Here is an 18,377-nt window from a genome sequence, read left to right as displayed (position 1 = left end):
CACCTTTTTATTAATTACTAGCTTGCGCCCATTCTTCTACGTTCCAAACTTTCGTTATCCAATCTTGGTAAAAGTCTGGTTCGTGGCATACAAGAAGGATTGTTCCTTTGTATGCTTTCATTGCTTTTTTCAATTCTTCTTTCGCTGTAACATCAAGGTGGTTTGTCGGCTCATCAAATAATAGCCAGTTACTTTCTTCACCCATTAATTTACATAAACGAACTTTGGCTTGTTCTCCACCACTTAATTGGTTTAGTGGACGAGTAATATGTTCATTTTTTAAACCACATTTCGCTAACATAGCACGAATTTGATGTTGGTCTAAACTTGGGAATGTATTCCATACGGCGTCAATAGGCGTTATGTTATCAGCTTTTACTTCCTGTTCAAAGTAGGCTGGTGTTAAGAAGTCACCAAGGCTTGTTTTCCCACTTAATGGATTAATTTTACCTAAGATTGTTTTTAGTAATGTTGATTTACCAACACCATTACATCCAACAATTGCAATTTTCTCACCACGTTCAATTGTCATTGTTAATTTTGGTAATAACGGATGTGTGTAACCAATTTCTACGTTCTCTCCTTCAAAGACAAAGCGGCTGCTTGCACGAGATTCTTTGAAAGAGAACTCTGGTTTAATCGCTGTTTCTGGGCGATCAATACGCTCCATACGATCAAGCTGTTTTTGACGGCTTTTTGCGCGGCCTGTCGTAGAATAACGAGCTTTGTTTTTCGCAATGAAATCTTCTTGCTTTTTGATGAATTCTTGTTGTTTTTGATAAGCGTTTAAATGTTGATTTTTATTGATTTCTGCAAGCTCTAAAAACTTCTCATACGTCGCTGTATAACGCGTCATTTTTGAGAATTCTAGATGGAAAATAACATCAACACATTTGTTCATAAATTCCGTATCATGAGAAATTAAAAGGAATGCATGTGGATATTCTTTTAAATAATTTGTTAACCATTGAATGTGTTCAACGTCTAAATAGTTAGTCGGCTCATCCAGTAATAATACTTCTGGCTGCTCAAGTAAAAGTTTTGCAAGCAATACCTTTGTACGTTGTCCACCACTTAGTGCAGAAACATCACGATCTAAACCAATTGCATCAATTCCAAGGCCTCGTGCTGCTTCTTCGATTTTAATATCTAGTAAATAGAAACCGCCTGCTTCAAGTGCATCTTGAATTTCTGCCATTTGATCAAGAAGTTCTTCTAATTCTTCTGGTGTAGCTGTCCCCATTTTTTCTGTAACGATATTGAGTTCTTTTTCTTTCTCAAATAAAGGTAGGAATGCATCTGTTAAAACATCACGAATTGTTCTGCCAGGTGTTAAGATTGTATGCTGGTCTAAATATCCGTAATCTGTACCAGGTGTCCACTCTACGCGTCCTTGGTCATGGATAAGTTGTCCAGTAATAATATTCATAAATGTTGATTTACCAACGCCATTTGCGCCAACTAATCCAACATGTTCACCTGCTAATAAACGCATTGATACGTCTTTAAATAGTGTGCGATCACCAAATGTATGACCTAAATTTTCAACTGTTAATAAGCTCATATTGTCCCCCGTCCATTTCAAAATAGTATCTTGAATCATGATACTAAATTCTTGTATATAATGCTATCCTTTCGAAATGTATATTTTTACAAGAATAGGGTTGCATATTTTTAAAAAAGGAATATAATGTAATTGAACAGTGGTTAATTAAAGTGTGAGGTATAAAAAATGTCACCAAGAAGAGCGGTTAAACAAGAGTTAACAAGAGAAATGATTATAAATGCAGCGAGAGATTTATTTATAAAACAAGGGTATCAGCATACTTCAATGCGTAAGATTGCGGGAGAACTAGGGTATAGCCATGGTTCAATTTATTATCATTTTAAAAATAAAGCAGAACTTTTTTATGCGATGGTTGAGCAAGATTTTCAATTATTGGATCAAAAATTGGATGAAACGATTGCTCAAAATTTACAGAGAGAAGAACAATTAAAAGCCGTTTTATTGGGTTTTATTGAATTTGGTCTACGAAATCAAAGTCATTATGAAATTATGTTTTTGATTAAAGATGAAGAATTAAAAGAATGTCTAGCAAATGAGCCAAATGCCAGTTATAACAAGTTTGCTAATGTTGTATCTTCCTTATGTAATGAGAAGGTAAGTATAATGACTATATGGTCTGTTTTTTTATCATTACATGGGTTTGTTTCACATTATTGTAGAAATGTTCAAACATTTGAAGATGTACGAAATTTGGCTAATGCACATGTGGACTTCATTGTAAAATCGCTTCTTATGTAAGTGATTTTCTTTTTAACATTAATTGAACAGTGGTTAATTAAAAGGAGGATATGATGATGAAAAAGGCGCTAGTATTGGGGGCATCTGGAGCAATGGGGTATGCAATTACAAAGGAGTTATGTAGGAGAGGGATTGATGTAGTTGCTTTTGCGAGAAATAAGGAGAAACTAGAAAAGCTATTTTACGATGAGGAAAGAGTACACATAATAGCGGGAGATGTATTTAAGCGAGCAAATATAATGGAAGCTGCAAAAGGTGTAAATGTTATATTTCATGCTGTAAATATTCCATATTTAGACTGGGAGACCAAACAACCGGAGTTACTAAAGAATATATTAGAAACAACGAAATATTACGGTGCTAAATTAGCGATGGTAGATAACATTTATGGGTATGGAAGGCAGGGGCGAGAGAAGGTAACGGAAGAGGATGAAAAGAATCCACATACAAAGAAGGGGAAAATTCGTTTGCAACTTGAATTGATGGCGAAACAGGCTGGGGTACCAGTACTTATTGCTCATTTTCCAGATTTTTATGGCCCGAATGCGGAAAGTACACTTGTTCATCATACACTACAAGGTGTTCTTAAAAATAAAATATCTAGCTTTGTTGGGGATAAAGGGATTGCAAGGGAATATATTTATACGCCAGATGGAGCTAATGCTATTGTTGAACTAGCATTATGTGATGATGCATACGGACAAAACTGGAATATACCAGGATGTGGCGTAATTACAGGAGAAGAGATGATTGGGTATATAAGAGAATTAACTGGATACACAAAGCCTATAATGACTGTAAAAAAACGTATGATTAGAATGCTTGGCCTATTTGATAAACAAATGAAGGAGTTTGTAGAAATGCTGTATTTGATAGAAGAGCCAGTTATATTGAGTGGAGAAAAATATGAGAACTATATTGGTAAAATACCAATGACACCTTATTGCGATGGATTAAAGGAGACTATTTCGTTTTTGAAGAGGGAAACTAGATAAAAAAAGAAGAGTAAACTGTTCTAATATTGAACGGCGCTCTTCTTTTTTTCTATTTAAAATATCCTCGAACGATTCCTTTTAAGCGATTTGCATGGAATTTACGTTTATCGTTTGAAATGTTTTGTGTTATACGGAATGCAGCAGCTGCAACTGCACGTAAAAAGTAAGGGAAGCCATAATGTAAACGAATAACTCTCCCGAAACCGCCGGCATAGGAAATGGCTCTTTTTAATGATTGCTCATTAATCACTTCTTCTTTTACGGGATGGTATACGAATAAGTCTTTTCTAAATAGTCCGGTATATCCATTTTTCATACCGCGCAGTACGAAGTCGGTTTCTTCACCAGCTCCATAAATTGTTCCAGATCCAACACCTAAGTCTTCATCAAATGTACCAACATCTTGTACAAATTGTTTCGTAAAGAATAGTGCAAAAGAAGGACCTATGAATCCATATTTATTATTTAACATAATATTTGTTTTTGGAGCATGTATTAATGATCCGGTTTTTTCAACATTTGTAGTGTTTGTCGAGACAAACTGAATATTTTTATTAGCATCAAATGTTTCGAGTATACTTTCTAACACGTTTGTTTCATAAACACAGTCATCATCTGGAAAAGCAATAATATCGCCATCAGTCACTTTTAACCCTGTATTACGGGCACGAGATAATCCTTTAATAGGCGTGTAAATATAATTGATTGCGAACTTTTCCTTATAATCTTCAAAGAGATCAGAAATTGGTGTATCGTTTTGGTCAACTACAATGAGCTCGAAGTTTTTATAAGTTTGTTTTTCTAACGATTTTAGTAAGTCAAGAATATCATCACGTCTGCCACAAGTGGCCATGATTAAAGAGAATTTCAATTATAACAGCTCCTTCAAGAAGGTTCATTTGTTCATATGAAGAAAAATAGTTTGTTTTCTTATTTCATCTACATTAAGCTCTTTTAAATCTTGTCTTCATTTTGTTTAATAGCATATAGAGAATTTCATCTTTCACTATGAATAGGATAAGTGCATAAGCTAATGCACATCCTAATATTGTAATGATAACTTGTAGAATTTGTTCCGAAATTACCGTATCAACTAAGAACGCTATTGGTAAAAATGTCAGTGAATAGAACATGTATTTTAGTTTCTGTATATCGAACAATGTGTAATTGACTTTTAATTTCTTTTTCACATAAATATACTCAAGTGTAATTAACAAACAGTTAGCGATTGTTGTTGTGAAAATTGCTGTTGCTGGTGTGAGTACGTGGAAATATATAAGTGCGATATTGGATGCAAGGTTTATGAACCCGCAAATGAATAAAAAGCGCACTAAAATGCTTTCTTTCTTTTTTACGTAAATAATTTGGTTTGATAAAATTGATTCGATCCCTACTGAAATCATATAAAATGCAAAAATAATTAATGTGTTACCAGCTCCAGCATATTCCTTTCCACCGTAAATGACAACAGCTTCATGAGCAATAAGCATTAATCCAATTGCTGCAGGAAATAGCGTAATAAAATATACTTTTGAAATTTTATTTAGTAGCGATTCATATGCTTCTTCAGTTGCGTTTCCTGACAAATACGAAAGTCTTGGAATTGTAACTTGTACAACACTTAACATAAGTGTATTAATAATGGTCATAATTTGAAAGGCCATTACATAGAAAGCCACTTCAGCTTTTCCAGCATATTCTCCTAAAACAAAGCGGTCTAGTTGTGTGTATAGAATATTAGCATTTGAAAAAATGACAACTAAAAATAAGGGCTTTAAATGTGGAATAATTGTTAAATTGGAAAAATCAAACTTAACTTGGCGCTTCACATATATAAAACTAATAGTATGGTTTAAAAATGTTGATAGAACTAATAAACCGGCAAATTGCTTATAGTCATCTGCTCCATGAATAAAAATAAAAAGAAGCACAACATAAATCAAGCGAACAACAACGGTTTTCTTCGTAATGAAATCATAATTTTCATGTGCTTCATTAAACCATTCTACATAAAATAAATTTGAGATAAAGTTGAATCCGAAAATGAGAAGTACAGGGAATAAATCCTGGTTCCCGTATCCAATATAACTAAATAATAAAAAGGCTGTTAAAGCCAAGATACTGGTTGTAAAGTTAATCACATATAGACTCGTGAACAATTGTGAAACTTTCTTCTTATCGTTTTTCACTAAACTGATTTCACGTAATCCATATTGATATACACCAAATACAGCAAAAATGAAAAAGTAATTAAAAATAGTTTCAGAGAAATTAACCGTTCCCATTGAATCGACTCCGAGCGTTCGATATGCGTATGGACCAACTAAAATGGGAAGTATGATATTAAAGGTATTGAGCAATATTTTATAGAAAATATTTGAGACAAGTGACTTTTGCATGATTTCACCTTTCTACATACATGAAAGTTACGTCAGTATCTTTCATAATAAATTATATTAGTTATTAAAATAGATTCCTTTTGCATGTTCTATTGGAAGTAATTCAATGTTGGAAGCAGCGTTAGAAGAATCCCAATTTGCATTTTTAATCATATAATTTGGACCATAGTTGTCTATTAAATATTCTTCATAATTACTAGGAACAGTAAACGTTTCACCTTTGAACGGAATTGTTCTCATGCCTGTAAATGTAGAGATGGCTTTTTTTGTTTTCCAACCAGTTGAAATACGAGTAGTTCCTGAATTTCCAAACTTTACATTTTTACCACCTTCAAAGAAATAACACCATATTTTATGGCTTTCTTCTTTAAAGTAATAGAAGATATCAATGTATACGCCGTTATAGACATATGTTTCCTCTACAGTCTTGTCGTCGATTACAAATGCTCTTTCTTTTATAAAACCTCTTTTTTTCATTTGATCCTCAATAGCTTGTTTCATTTGTTCATCTACGTAAAAAGTTCCAACATCAATATCATCGTCGTGTCCAATAAAGTCTTTTTCACGTACAGCACCTAGTAAAGTCCCATAATCTAACCAAAATGTATGCCCTGCCGATTTAAATGCTTCTTGCATTAGAATGAGTGATTTTAATCCATGCTGCTCCATGTTTGCTCTTCTAATACGAAGTGTTTTATTCTGAGAATAATTTTGAATAACAGGGATTGATTTTACTTTTCTATAAAGTGAATGATTTTTAATACATTGTATAAGTTTCAAGAAATGTCCCCCATATTGAATAAATTAATATTGGTAATTCATAACGTCGGATATAAGTGTACCGCACATAAACTTTGTAAATCAACTATTGGCTAGGAAGATATATGATGTAGATTAGGGGGAATTATATGTTTTTTTGTAAGACAGAACGTTTATAGATATAGTTAAAAAAAATAGCGAATATAGTGGAACTATATTCGCTAAGGGAGTCATGGTCTTTTGGGAAGAAGTTTTATACATTCCAAGGTTTATTCAATGTTAATACGGCAGCCATTTCCTTACTTTTTAAACGATTATTTTTTCTGTTTTGTGCACGTTCTTTGCCTGTTTTATATAACCAATGTTCTTCTTCTGTTTCTGGTAGCACCTGAGGAACAGAAGAGGGTTTTTCATTTTCTAGTGCTACGAATGTGATGAAGCAAGTTGCAGCAATACGACGCTCTCCTTCTAATAAATTTTCTGCAACGACTTTCACAAACACTTCCATAGAGGATTTTCCAGTATAGCAAACGAATGCCTCATAACAAACGGAATCCGTTTGATGGATTGGAGTTAAAAAGTCAACAGAATCAATGGAAGCTGTTACGCAATGTTTTCTGCTATGTCTTGCTGCTGCAATAGATGCAATGCTATCAATTTCTGCTAATAATTTTCCGCCAAATAAGGTGTGATGATTGTTTAAATCATTTGGGAAAACACGCGTTGTTTTAATTGCTTTTGATTCTCTCATAAATTTCTTATCCATATAATCTACTCCTATTTACGTTTTCAATCAGAGTGGTACGCTCATTTCCTGTATAAAAAAGATTGATCTCTTCTATTGAATACTATTTGTTATTTAGACAATCGATATTCGATAAGAAGTTGATCTTATTAAAATAGAATAATGTTGCATTTCTATGCGGGTAACTGAAAGAAAATTTGTTTTGTATAGATTGTAGTGTAAAAGAGGTTTCGCTTACATTGCAAGTAAAAAAAAGAGTGTGCTATTTTTGTCATATATAGTGAAATTTTAATCAGTGAGGATTTTTTCATTCTCAATTGATTATGAATCCTTTTCAATTGGGTTTTTAAGGACAGTTTATCTCTCATTTAATCCCTCTATTTCCATTTAAATTTTAGGGTGGGGGTATTACTGCCCGCGAATAGAGAGATAAATTTTTTAACTGTCATGTGTCTATTCGTGATAGAATCGTTGTGTTATAAATGGAAATAGAGGTGCAATATACATATGAATCACATACAAACAGGATTTAGTAAAATGATTATTGGAACTATGCTTGCCTTTTTTGCTTATTCTTGCTGGAACGCTTTTGAGGGGAGCAAGCAATTATTAGGAGGAAGTGCCACGAGCGTAACGATTGTACTATCCATTTTCGTTATACTCTTTTTACTTCTCGCTTCTATTTTGCAATATCGATTTACGGATAAACAGTTTCTCATTTTTCTAATGAGTATGACAGTACTCGTTAGACTTGGGGCAGTTCTCTTTTTGGATACCCCAGTTATAGGTGATGTGAGAGCCATGTATGAGACTGCAAAACAAGTTGCGCTAGGAAGCAGTAATATAACGGTGATTAGTCAATTACCTTTCATTATATATGAGTCAATATTGATTCGTGTGTTTGGCGATGCTACATTTGTTTTACGATTATGTAATATTTTATATTGCATGGGTACGGCGTTTTTCATTTATCGAATTGCTACCATTTTATTTCAAGAGGAATGTGGTCGGATTGCTGCAGTATTTTACGCGTTATATTTGCCTAATATTCTCTCTTGCTCATTGTTAACAGGAGAATCACTCTCTGTATTTTTATTTTACTGTGCGAGTTATATATTACTACATAAAGGATTGAGTCATTCTTACATATGGGTGTGTGCTGCGGTATTATTTGCTTTTAGTAATATAATTAATCCAGTAGGAGTATTTATACTTATTTTAGTACTTACGTATATTTTACTAGTAGAAATATTCCAAAGTGCAGATAAACAAAATATATTGTTAAAGGCAATAGGGATTTTAGTTGTATTTTATACGACACATTTTAGTGTGAATTATGGGATTCAAGCAATGGGAATAAAACAGTATACGATTTCTAACAATGCATATGTGCAATCGGTTTTAATTGGGGAACAGCACAATAAACAAGAAACGGTTCAAACGCAAAGTTGGAAAGAACGTATGGATCAAACATTAAAGGCGTTTGAAACAGAAAGGTTAGCTTCTCTTAAGTTAAACATAGATCAACTATCATCAGAAGGAATGAATGGAGCACTGTTAAAGGGTGAAAATCTTCTCTTTATGGTTGTAACTTTATTTATGATAATTGCACTTTTACATTTTCCTATTCAAAAACAAAAGAGCGAAGGCTATATGTTATTCCTATTACTTATAACAGGATACATTGGAATGAAACTTTTGAATAAGGATATTGTATACGGTAGTTTAATCATACCGAGCATTTTTATTTTACAAAGTTTAGGTGTTTATATGCTGTCTTTCTATTGTCAAAAGCTATTTTTCAAAAAATAAAGCCATTCGTAACAGGATCGTTTTATCCTATATCTTCCGGGAGCATAATGAGGTATATATGAAAAGAAAACTCATCATAAAAATGGTGAGTTTTTTTATTTAGGCAATGAGTATAAAATAAAGAGAATTCGCTTTGAATTCTCTTAATGACTTTTATTAGCATTTGCCTTTGAATGTGTTTTAAAGAAAACTGGAAAATGTACATTATATATAACAGTGACTACACGTATGGTGAACGTTACTAGTAAACAAATATAAAAGGCTAATACGTGTGCACCCATTTCATGCGTAATAAGAAAACTAATTGCACCCAAAATAGAAGCAATGGCATAAATTTCTTTACGGAATACGTAGGGAATATCTTGAGCGCAAATATCACGCAAAATTCCTCCGCCAATACCTGTAATAACACCCATTGAAACAACTAAAAATGAAGCATCAACGTGATGCGACATTGCTGCGTTTGCACCAATAGCAGTAAAAACGCCTAAACCGACAGCATCTGAAAGCATAATTACAACTTGAAGTTTGTTAATACGTTCAAAAAACATACAAGTAAAAAGAGCAGCTAATACGCTGACAAAAAAGTAAATTGGTTGTACAAATGCAACGGGAGGGAGGTTACCAATCATAACATCACGAATAATTCCGCCACCGAGTGCAGTAGCTACAGCTAAACAAAGGACACCAAATAAATCTAAATCTTTCTTTAAACCCACTAATGTACCAGAAATGGCAGCGGCAACAATGCCAAGAAACGTAAATATTTCGATTAATAACATAGCTCTAATTCCTTCCCTTTAAAGATGTTCCAGAGCAAAATATACACTAAAGTTTTAGAAATAACAATTACTTTTCGTTACATGTAGAAAAAAAGAAAAAATGGGGAAAGAAAGCGTTTGAAGATACGAAATATCTGACATATAAGAAGGGGATTTGTTATCTTTTCTCTATATAAATTGAAAGAGCTTAACTCAAAAATTATGTTATAATGAATATTTGAGATGAGTTAGAGTTTCATTGTAAATTGTATAAAGTGAGATAAGGTAATGATAGTTATTTATGGGGGTTTGAGATGGTAAAAAATAATAGTTTAAGTAATAAATTTGAAAACTTTTTATTGATTTTCATTATGTTACAGCCGATTTTAGACTTACTCACATCATTCTGTATTATGGTTTTAAAAATTGATACAACAATTGGAGTTATTACGCGTTTATTTGTAATGGCTCTTGGTGGAATCTATATTTTGCTGCAAGCAAAAGAAAAAGGAAATCGTAAATATATCATATATTTAATAGTAGTCGGGATTGTTTGTGCGGCAGGTTTTGTAAATAATAAATTCGTTAAAAGTCCTATCATGTTGGGAGAAGAAATTAAATTTATAGCAAAATCTTTATACCCAATCATTATGCTGACTTGTTACATCTTTGTATTTAAATCATTAAAAAATAAAGTAAATACATATTCAAAAATGCGTAATTATATCGTATATTCAACATTAATTATAAATGCCATCATGGTTATTTCGATTGCGACAGGAACGGATTATAATAGTTATACGTCTATAAAAACCGGTTCACGTGGTTGGTTCTATGCAGGAAATGAATTAGGTTCCATTTTAGCAGTGATATGTCCAATTGTTTTTCTATATTCAATTGAAAAAACAACAAGTATAGCAAAGAGTTATTTTTGGATTCCTTCTCTTTTAATGATTTTTTCATTATTTGCTATTGGTACAAAGGTAGGATTTGGAGCCATTGTTGGTACAATGATTGTTGCTGTGTTTATGTGTTATGTTCAAGCATTTTTACAGCGTAAAGATAGACAAAAGAAAGCATATTTACTGAACGGTATCATTGCAACGGTTGTTTTTGCTGGAGTAGTGGCGTATACACCGTTTTCTCCATTCCTCAAAAATATAGGATTTCATTTCCAATTTCTTGAGAATAAACAAGAGATGAAAGAGGCAGAGGAAAAGAAAGAAGATAAACCACAACATAAACCTCCTGTGACACAAGAGGAAAAAGAAGTAAAGAAACAAGAGGAAACACAAGCGCTTATTTTCAGCGGACGTGAGCTGTTTGAGAAAGTGTATAAAGATTACTATGCAGAAGCTCCAACATCTCAAAAATTATTGGGTATGGGATATTCTGGGAATTTCAAAGAGGATCCGAAGCTAATTGAAAGAGATTTCCATGATTGGTTCTATGCATTTGGAATTATCGGTTTTGCTTTGCTTTTAATTCCATTTTTATACTTTGGTATAAAGATTCTCCTCATACTAATAACTAGGTTTAGAGAGGTATTTACAGTAAAATACGGATTATTAGCAACCTCGCTAGCATTAGGTTTAGGTATTGCGTTTATAGCAGGTCATGTATTAACTGCTCCTGGAGTAAGTATTTATTTTGTTGTAATTTTTGCATATTTAATTGTGGATTTAGAAATTGAATGATAGAAAAATAAAAGCTAGCGCCACGTTAGCTTTTATTTTTTGCTATAGTAAACGATAAGAGAACATAAAGATGGAGGAGGAAAGAGATGAAAGTGTTGCATATGAATGCTGGAGCAGAAGAAGGTGGCGGGAAAACTCACATTATTTCACTTTTGTCACAATTTCCAAAAGATGAAGTTGAACTAGCTGTATTTGAAGAAGGTGCGATCGCTAGAGAAGCAAGAGAGCTCGGAATTAAGGTCCATGTTTTTTCCCAATCATCTCGTTATGACATATCGATTCTTTCCAAAATACGTACGTTTATTAATGAAGGATACTTTGATATTGTACATACACATGGTGCACGCGCAAACTTTTATCTATCTCTTCTAAAAAGGAAAATACGTGCAAAATGGGTTACAACGGTTCATAGTGATCCAACCCTTGATTTTATGAAGCGTGGATTAAAAGGTTGGGTTTTTACAAAATTAAATTTACATTCTTATAAGAAAGTGGATTTGTTTTTTGCGATTACAGAACGTTTTAAGAAAAATACTGTAGCACTCGGGGTGCCAGAAGATAAAATTTGTACTGTTTATAACGGGATTGAGTATGATGGTATCCCAGCGAAATCTTATAATTTGAAAGATAAATTTGGTATACAAGAAGAGTCATTTATAGCTATTCAAGTGGCCCGTCTTCACCCTGTAAAGGGACATAATATTTTATTTGATGCCTTGCAAAAAATAACGATCCCAAATATAAAAGTGTTGTTAGTTGGCGATGGTCCAATTGAAGCAGAGTTGAAAGAGGTAGTAAGGAAGAAAAATTTAGAAGATAAAGTACTATTTTTAGGACATCGTTCGGATGTAAAAGAATTATATGCATCCGCTCATATAAATTTATTAACTTCTTATAGTGAAAGTTTCCCACTTGTACTATTAGAAGCCGCAAATCAGCGTTTAACGTCTATTGCAACAAATGTTGGTGATATGGAACAGTTGATTGTTAATCCTACATATGGATGGATTGTACCGACTGGTGACACACATGCATTAGTAAGTGCACTAGAGGAAGGATATAAGAAATGGGAGAATGGTGAATTAGCATCGATGGGTGAACGCTTGTATGAGCATGCTTCTTCGCGTTTCTCATTACGAAATCTATATGAAGATACTCATAAAGCATATAAAAAACTTTTATTGAAATAGAGAGGATTATCATTATGGCAGTGCAAACAGTTGATATTTTAGGTGTCCCTTTTTCTACAATGACAATGGAAGAGACAATTCAATATATCATGAAGCAGTTAGAGGCGGAACGAACTCATACATTCCAAGTTGTAACAGCAAATCCGGAAATCGTAATGTGTGCGAAAAAAGACCCAAGTTTTTATCAAACACTTTTGAAAACAGATTTAATTACACCAGATGGTATCGGTGTTGTAAAAGCAAGTGGTATGCTAGGAACACCATTAAAAGAGCGAGTAGCAGGTTTTGATTTAATGAGTGATTTATTTGAAGCGTTGTCGAAAGAAAATAAACCTGTATCGGTTTTCTTACTTGGGGCAAAACCACATGTTGTGAAAGGTGCTGCTGATCATTTAACAAAAACATATTCAGCTGTATCTATTGTGGGGACCCAAGATGGATACTTTAAACAAGAAGAGGAAGAAGATATTATTTCTCGTATTCAAGAAGCAAAGCCTGATATTTTACTTGTAGCACTCGGATTCCCAAGACAAGAAAATTTTATTCAAAATAATAAGCATCGTTTGCAAGCAAAGGTAGCTGTTGGTGTAGGTGGCAGTTTAGACGTTTGGGCAGGGGAAGTAAAACGTGCGCCAAAATGGATTCAAGCCATTCATCTCGAATGGTTTTACCGGCTATGTAGCAATCCGACGCGTTGGCGTCGTCAGCTTGTATTAGCTGAATTTCTAAAAGAAGTAATGCGTTCGAAAAAGTAGCGAAATATCGCTGCTTTTTTGTTTGTAAAAATTTATCCCGCTATTTGCGGGTAGTAATACTCTCACCTCAAAATTGAGCGAAAGCATTGTCCAGTTCCAGTGGCTAGAATGTTCGGTGGCTTCGCTTCTTCCTGCGAGGTAAAAAAAGACTTCTACGTCAGAAACTCCATCCCCCTCACATTCTGGACGAGCAACTTCCACTTTATACAGTATTTTTCACTAATAAAGCCATCGTCTTATGGGAATTTTAAAATAAAACTTTACAGTAAGTGTAGAAATAAAAGTATTTTACTTATACAATACACATGTGTAAAATGATGTGTAAAGACACCTGTGTAAGGAGGGTTTTTAGTGGGGGATATAAAAGAAATTTCAAAGCGCAAGCTTCTTGGAATAGCGGGTCTTGGTTGGCTATTTGATGCAATGGATGTCGGCATGCTTTCATTTGTCATCGTTGCATTGCAAAAAGAATGGGGATTAAGTAGCCAAGAAATGGGATGGATTGGAAGTGTAAATTCTATCGGAATGGCAGTTGGAGCGCTTTTATTTGGAATATTAGCAGATAAGATGGGGCGTAAGTCCGTTTTTATTATGACATTATTATTATTTTCTATCTGTAGTGGCTTAACAGCATTAACAACAACATTAGCTATGTTTCTTATATTGCGTTTTTTAATCGGCATGGGACTTGGCGGAGAATTACCGGTTGCTTCGACACTTGTATCTGAAAGCGTCGAGGCGCATGAGCGTGGGAAAATTGTTGTGTTATTAGAAAGTTTTTGGGCTGGTGGCTGGTTAATTGCAGCTCTTATTTCTTATTTTGTAATTCCCAAGTATGGCTGGCAAGTAGCGATGGTATTAAGTGCAGTTCCAGCTTTTTATGCACTATATTTACGATGGAATTTACCAGATTCACCAAGGTTTGAGAGAGTCGGGAAACAACAATCTGTTATTACAAATATAAAAGCAGTTTGGTCTGGAGAATATCGAAAAGCAACAATTATGCTATGGATCTTATGGTTCTGTGTTGTCTTTTCTTATTATGGCATGTTTCTTTGGTTACCAAGTGTAATGGTATTAAAAGGATTTAGTTTAATAAAAAGTTTCCAGTACGTATTAATTATGACATTAGCGCAGCTGCCAGGATATTTTACTGCTGCATGGTTTATTGAACGACTTGGCCGTAAGTTTGTATTAGTTACGTATTTAATTGGTACAGCATGTAGTGCTTACGTCTTTGGAGTAGCTGAATCGCTTACGATATTGCTGGTGGCAGGAATGCTATTGTCCTTCTTTAATTTAGGAGCATGGGGAGCGTTATATGCATATACACCTGAGCAGTATCCGACAGTAATTCGCGGTACTGGGGCAGGTATGGCTGCCGCATTTGGTCGTATTGGCGGTATTCTCGGTCCGCTATTAGTAGGTTACCTTGTTGCCTCGCAAGCTTCTCTTTCTTTAATCTTTACAATCTTTTGCAGCTCCATTTTAATAGGGGTGCTTGCAGTGGTTGTGCTTGGACAGGAAACAAAGCAACAAGAATTAGTATAATAAAGGAAGGAAGTCCAAATGACTTCCTTCCTTTATTATTATTGAGAAAAAGAGTAGCATATTAAATAGAAAATATAGCTAGAAAAAGGGATTATTTCTTACTAAAGCGAATGTATACAACAAGACTTATGGACAAAACAATTAGGTGGTTGGGCAGATGAGGATTTTACTTATTATGGAAGATTCAGAATGTAGAAATCAATTAATTGAGACATTTACAGAAAATATGAGAAATGTAGAATGCTTTGAAGCAGGAACAGGAATGGAATCTTTACAGATAGCAAAAAAACATACTCCTGATTTCGTTTTTTTAGATACAAAGTTAAAAGATGGCACAGGATTTGAATTCTCTAGCTTATTACAACAGCTAAGTTGTAGTGCAAAATTTATTTTTGTAGGCAGGGATATAGAAGAGGCGATAACAGCTTTTCGATTCCAAGCATTTTATTACTTAATAAGACCTTTTCGTGAGGAAGATTTACAGTTTCTTTTGCATAGAATAGAGCAAGAAAAGGGAAAGAAAATAAAAAGCCATTTGCGCAAACTTCCGATTGAAAGTCATGAGGGAATTACATATATTTTTCCAGAGGATATTATATATATAAGTAAGAATAAGGAGAATAAAACAGTTTCGATTTATACAACAAATAATCAGTATATTTCAACGTATACACTTCAAGAACTAGAAAATAAATTAACAGCATATAATTTTTTGCGTGTTCATAAAAGTTATTTAATAAATGTTATGTATGTTCAAGAACTAAAGCCTTATTATAATGGAACCTATAATCTTTATTTGGAAAGGTATGATGAGCAGGCAATTCCCGTTAGTCGAAACTATGTAAAACGACTGCGAAATAAAATTGAACTATGACAAGTTGTAAGTGAATTTCAACATGTTAACATAAGAATCCTTCATAATAAGGAAGAATTAAATTAAATATTCAGAAAATTTAGTACAATTTCCACTAAGAAGTAGTATAGGGGGGGATTGTATGTGAAGGCGCTTAAGTCAATTTTACTTTGGGGTGTAATCGCAGCTTTAGGAGCAACCGGATTTGGTGTAATTGCCTTATCACAAGGTGAAACGATTAATGCTGTATGGCTATTAGTGGCAGCTGTTTCTGTATATGCTGTTGCTTATCGTTTCTATAGTAGATTTATTGCTAGGAAAGTATTTGAATTAGATAATAATCGGCGAACACCTGCTGAGACGCTAAATGATGGAAAGGATTATGTCCCAACAAATAAATGGGTATTATTTGGGCATCACTTTGCGGCAATTGCTGGAGCGGGTCCACTAGTAGGACCTATTTTAGCAGCTCAGATGGGATATCTGCCAGGAACAATTTGGATTATTGTTGGGGTTGTAATTGCTGGGGCAGTACAAGATTTTGTTATTTTATTTGCTTCAATGAGACGTAATGGAAAATCATTAGGTGAAATGATTAAAGATGAGATCGGTCCTGTAACAGGATTGATTGCGATGATTGGTATTTTAGGTATCATGATCATTTTATTAGCAGTCTTAGCTCTAGTAGTTGTGAAAGCGCTTGTTGGTAGTCCTTGGGGAATGTTTACGATCGCAGCGACAATTCCAATCGCTATTTTAATGGGTGTTTATATGCGTTACATTCGCCCAGGACGCATTGGAGAAGGATCGGTTATCGGTATTATTTTACTCCTTTTAGCTCTTGTGGGAGGGCAGTATGTAGCTGAGAATCCTACCCTTGCAAGCATGTTTACTTTTAGTGGTGAAACAATTGCAATTATGCTTATTGTATACGGTTTTATTGCGTCGGCATTACCAGTGTGGATGCTTCTTGCTCCACGTGATTATTTAAGTACATTTTTAAAAATCGGTACGATTGTTGGGCTAGCAATTGGTATTTTAATCGTAGCGCCAAACCTACAAATGCCGGCTGTGTCTAAGTTTATTGATGGAACAGGTCCTGTGTTTTCTGGGAACCTATTTCCGTTTTTATTTATTACAATTGCTTGCGGGGCAGTATCAGGATTCCATGCTTTAGTTTCCTCTGGTACTACTCCGAAAATGATTGAAAGAGAAGGTCATGCTCAGCCAATTGGCTACGGAGCGATGTTAATGGAATCGTTCGTTGCAGCGATGGCAATGATTGCAGCTTGTGTATTAACACCAGGAACATACTTTGCAATTAACAGTCCAGCAGCTCTTATCGGGACAGATGTATCGCAAGCAGCTCAAGTTATTTCTTCTTGGGGATTTGCGATTACACCAAACGACTTAAAGGACCTGGCTGTAAATGTTGGTGAACAAACAATTTTATCTCGCACAGGAGGAGCACCAACATTAGCAATTGGAATGGCCTACATCTTTTCACAAGTAATCGGTGGAACTGCGATGATGGCGTTCTGGTATCATTTTGCTATTTTATTTGAAGCACTATTTATTCTAACTACAATTGATGCTGGTACACGTGTAGGACGATTTATGATTCAAGATATTTTAGGACACATATATAAACCATTTGCGAAAACGGATTCTACACTAGCTAATGTTATTGCAACAACGCTATGCGTGTTAGGGTGGGGGTATTTCTTGTACCAAGGTGTAGTTGATCCACTCGGTGGGATTAATACACTATGGCCACTCTTTGGAATTGCGAATCAAATGTTAGCGGGTATTGCGTTATTACTCGGAACAACGATATTGTTCAAAATGGGGAAAAAGGCGTATGTTTGGGTTACACTTATTCCAACTGTCGGCCTGCTGATTGTGACGATGACAGCCGGCTACCAAAAATTATTCCATGATAACCCGAAAATTGGATTTTTATCCCATGCAAAAGTATTTCAAAATGCCTTAGATGAAGGGAAAATACTAGCACCGGCCAAAAATGTGGGACAAATGAAGCAAATTATTTTCAATGATTATATCGATGCTGCACTTTGTGGGATTTTCATGTTAGTTGTAATAGCGGTCCTTATTTCAGCTATTCGTATATGGATTAAGGTGCTGCAAAATAAAGCAACACCATTAAAAGAAGCACCCTATATTCCAAGAGATGAAAGTGAGTCGAGAAATTATGCTTAAAAAATTGGGGAAGGTGTGGAGGACAAGAAAGCAATTTATTAGTTTGCTTGTTGGAGTACCAAGTTATGAAACGTACGTTACTCATATGAAACAGCACCATCCAGAAGAAACGATTCTATGTCGAAAACAGTTCTTTGCAGAGGCGCAAGAAGCCAGATTCAATGCGAAAGGTGGAAAAATATCAAGGTGTTGCTGAAAAAAAAAGAGCGATTCGTCGCTCTTTTTTTACTTTGTTGTTGTTTCACGTGGAACAACAGGATTTTAAGTTTGTAGTTTTTAATAGTATGGAAATGTTAGAAATAAGCTAAGTTCAGCATCATAAAAAAACGGGCTAT

General features: G+C 34.4%; 16 protein-coding genes. 10 read left to right on the top strand and 6 right to left on the bottom strand.

Annotated elements, in window-relative coordinates:
* Positions 1 to 10: 10 nt before the first annotated feature.
* On the bottom strand, positions 11 to 1,603 hold the full coding sequence (gene abc-f / locus BLV40_RS18795; RefSeq protein WP_081811029.1) for a ribosomal protection-like ABC-F family protein: 1,593 nt from the start codon (positions 1,601 to 1,603) through the stop codon (positions 11 to 13).
* Positions 1,604 to 1,732: 129 nt separating this feature from the next.
* Here abc-f and BLV40_RS18790 point away from each other — a divergent pair, with 129 nt between their 5' ends.
* Positions 1,733 to 2,305, top strand: a complete 573-nt coding sequence (locus BLV40_RS18790) for a TetR/AcrR family transcriptional regulator (protein ID WP_026592121.1) — start codon at positions 1,733 to 1,735, stop codon at positions 2,303 to 2,305.
* Between the two features lie 56 nt (positions 2,306 to 2,361).
* Positions 2,362 to 3,300, top strand: a complete 939-nt coding sequence (locus tag BLV40_RS18785; protein ID WP_090692763.1) for an SDR family NAD(P)-dependent oxidoreductase — start codon at positions 2,362 to 2,364, stop codon at positions 3,298 to 3,300.
* Between the two features lie 49 nt (positions 3,301 to 3,349).
* On the opposite strand, the gene BLV40_RS18780 is transcribed toward BLV40_RS18785, so the two are convergent.
* From BLV40_RS18780 to BLV40_RS18765, 4 genes are all read right to left on the bottom strand, one after another.
* Positions 3,350 to 4,171, bottom strand: a complete 822-nt coding sequence (locus BLV40_RS18780; RefSeq protein ID WP_026592119.1) for a glycosyltransferase family 2 protein — start codon at positions 4,169 to 4,171, stop codon at positions 3,350 to 3,352.
* A 73-nt stretch (positions 4,172 to 4,244) separates the two neighbouring features.
* Positions 4,245 to 5,699 (bottom strand): oligosaccharide flippase family protein, encoded by a 1,455-nt coding sequence (locus BLV40_RS18775; protein ID WP_026592118.1) that lies wholly within the window; start codon positions 5,697 to 5,699, stop codon positions 4,245 to 4,247.
* A gap of 57 nt (positions 5,700 to 5,756) precedes the next feature.
* Positions 5,757 to 6,479, bottom strand: a complete 723-nt coding sequence (locus BLV40_RS18770) for a LicD family protein (RefSeq protein ID WP_090692760.1) — start codon at positions 6,477 to 6,479, stop codon at positions 5,757 to 5,759.
* A 232-nt stretch (positions 6,480 to 6,711) separates the two neighbouring features.
* Positions 6,712 to 7,224, bottom strand: coding sequence for an acyl-CoA thioesterase (locus tag BLV40_RS18765; protein WP_026592116.1), 513 nt, complete (start codon positions 7,222 to 7,224; stop codon positions 6,712 to 6,714).
* Between the two features lie 486 nt (positions 7,225 to 7,710).
* On the opposite strand from BLV40_RS18765, the gene BLV40_RS18760 reads away from it, so the two are divergent.
* Positions 7,711 to 9,015, top strand: coding sequence for a glycosyltransferase family 39 protein (locus tag BLV40_RS18760; RefSeq protein WP_090692758.1), 1,305 nt, complete (start codon positions 7,711 to 7,713; stop codon positions 9,013 to 9,015).
* Between the two features lie 143 nt (positions 9,016 to 9,158).
* Here BLV40_RS18760 and BLV40_RS18755 read toward each other — a convergent pair whose 3' ends face one another.
* Positions 9,159 to 9,797 carry a trimeric intracellular cation channel family protein gene (locus BLV40_RS18755; RefSeq protein WP_026592114.1) on the bottom strand — a complete coding sequence of 213 codons (639 nt, stop codon included), beginning with the start codon at positions 9,795 to 9,797 and terminating at the stop codon, positions 9,159 to 9,161.
* 293 nt (positions 9,798 to 10,090) lie between these two features.
* On the opposite strand from BLV40_RS18755, the gene BLV40_RS18750 reads away from it, so the two are divergent.
* The 7 genes from BLV40_RS18750 to BLV40_RS18710 all read left to right on the top strand — a co-directional run bounded on the left by BLV40_RS18750 (position 10,091) and on the right by BLV40_RS18710 (position 18,238).
* A complete protein-coding gene (locus BLV40_RS18750) occupies positions 10,091 to 11,473 on the top strand; it encodes an O-antigen ligase family protein (protein ID WP_090692756.1) in 1,383 nt (460 codons plus the stop codon).
* Between the two features lie 86 nt (positions 11,474 to 11,559).
* Positions 11,560 to 12,663 carry a glycosyltransferase family 4 protein gene (locus tag BLV40_RS18745; RefSeq protein ID WP_090692753.1) on the top strand — a complete coding sequence of 368 codons (1,104 nt, stop codon included), beginning with the start codon at positions 11,560 to 11,562 and terminating at the stop codon, positions 12,661 to 12,663.
* Between the two features lie 14 nt (positions 12,664 to 12,677).
* Entirely contained in the window at positions 12,678 to 13,418 is a 741-nt protein-coding gene (locus BLV40_RS18740) for a WecB/TagA/CpsF family glycosyltransferase (protein WP_026592111.1), read from the top strand.
* 351 nt (positions 13,419 to 13,769) lie between these two features.
* Positions 13,770 to 14,969, top strand: a complete 1,200-nt coding sequence (locus BLV40_RS18725) for an MFS transporter (protein WP_090692749.1) — start codon at positions 13,770 to 13,772, stop codon at positions 14,967 to 14,969.
* A 157-nt stretch (positions 14,970 to 15,126) separates the two neighbouring features.
* Positions 15,127 to 15,843 carry a LytR/AlgR family response regulator transcription factor gene (locus tag BLV40_RS18720; protein ID WP_090692745.1) on the top strand — a complete coding sequence of 239 codons (717 nt, stop codon included), beginning with the start codon at positions 15,127 to 15,129 and terminating at the stop codon, positions 15,841 to 15,843.
* 123 nt (positions 15,844 to 15,966) lie between these two features.
* Complete coding sequence (cstA, locus tag BLV40_RS18715) at positions 15,967 to 18,042, top strand: carbon starvation protein CstA (protein ID WP_090692741.1); 2,076 nt, start codon at positions 15,967 to 15,969, stop codon at positions 18,040 to 18,042.
* Complete coding sequence (locus BLV40_RS18710) at positions 18,035 to 18,238, top strand: YbdD/YjiX family protein (protein WP_026592107.1); 204 nt, start codon at positions 18,035 to 18,037, stop codon at positions 18,236 to 18,238. The genes cstA and BLV40_RS18710 overlap by 8 nt, the downstream gene beginning before the upstream one ends.
* Positions 18,239 to 18,377: the final 139 nt, after the last annotated feature.

Source organism: Bacillus sp. 166amftsu (assembly GCF_900107445.1).
GTDB classification, from domain to species: Bacteria; Bacillota; Bacilli; order Bacillales; family Bacillaceae_G; genus Bacillus_A; species Bacillus_A arachidis.
This window is presented reverse-complemented; position numbering and strand designations above follow the sequence as displayed.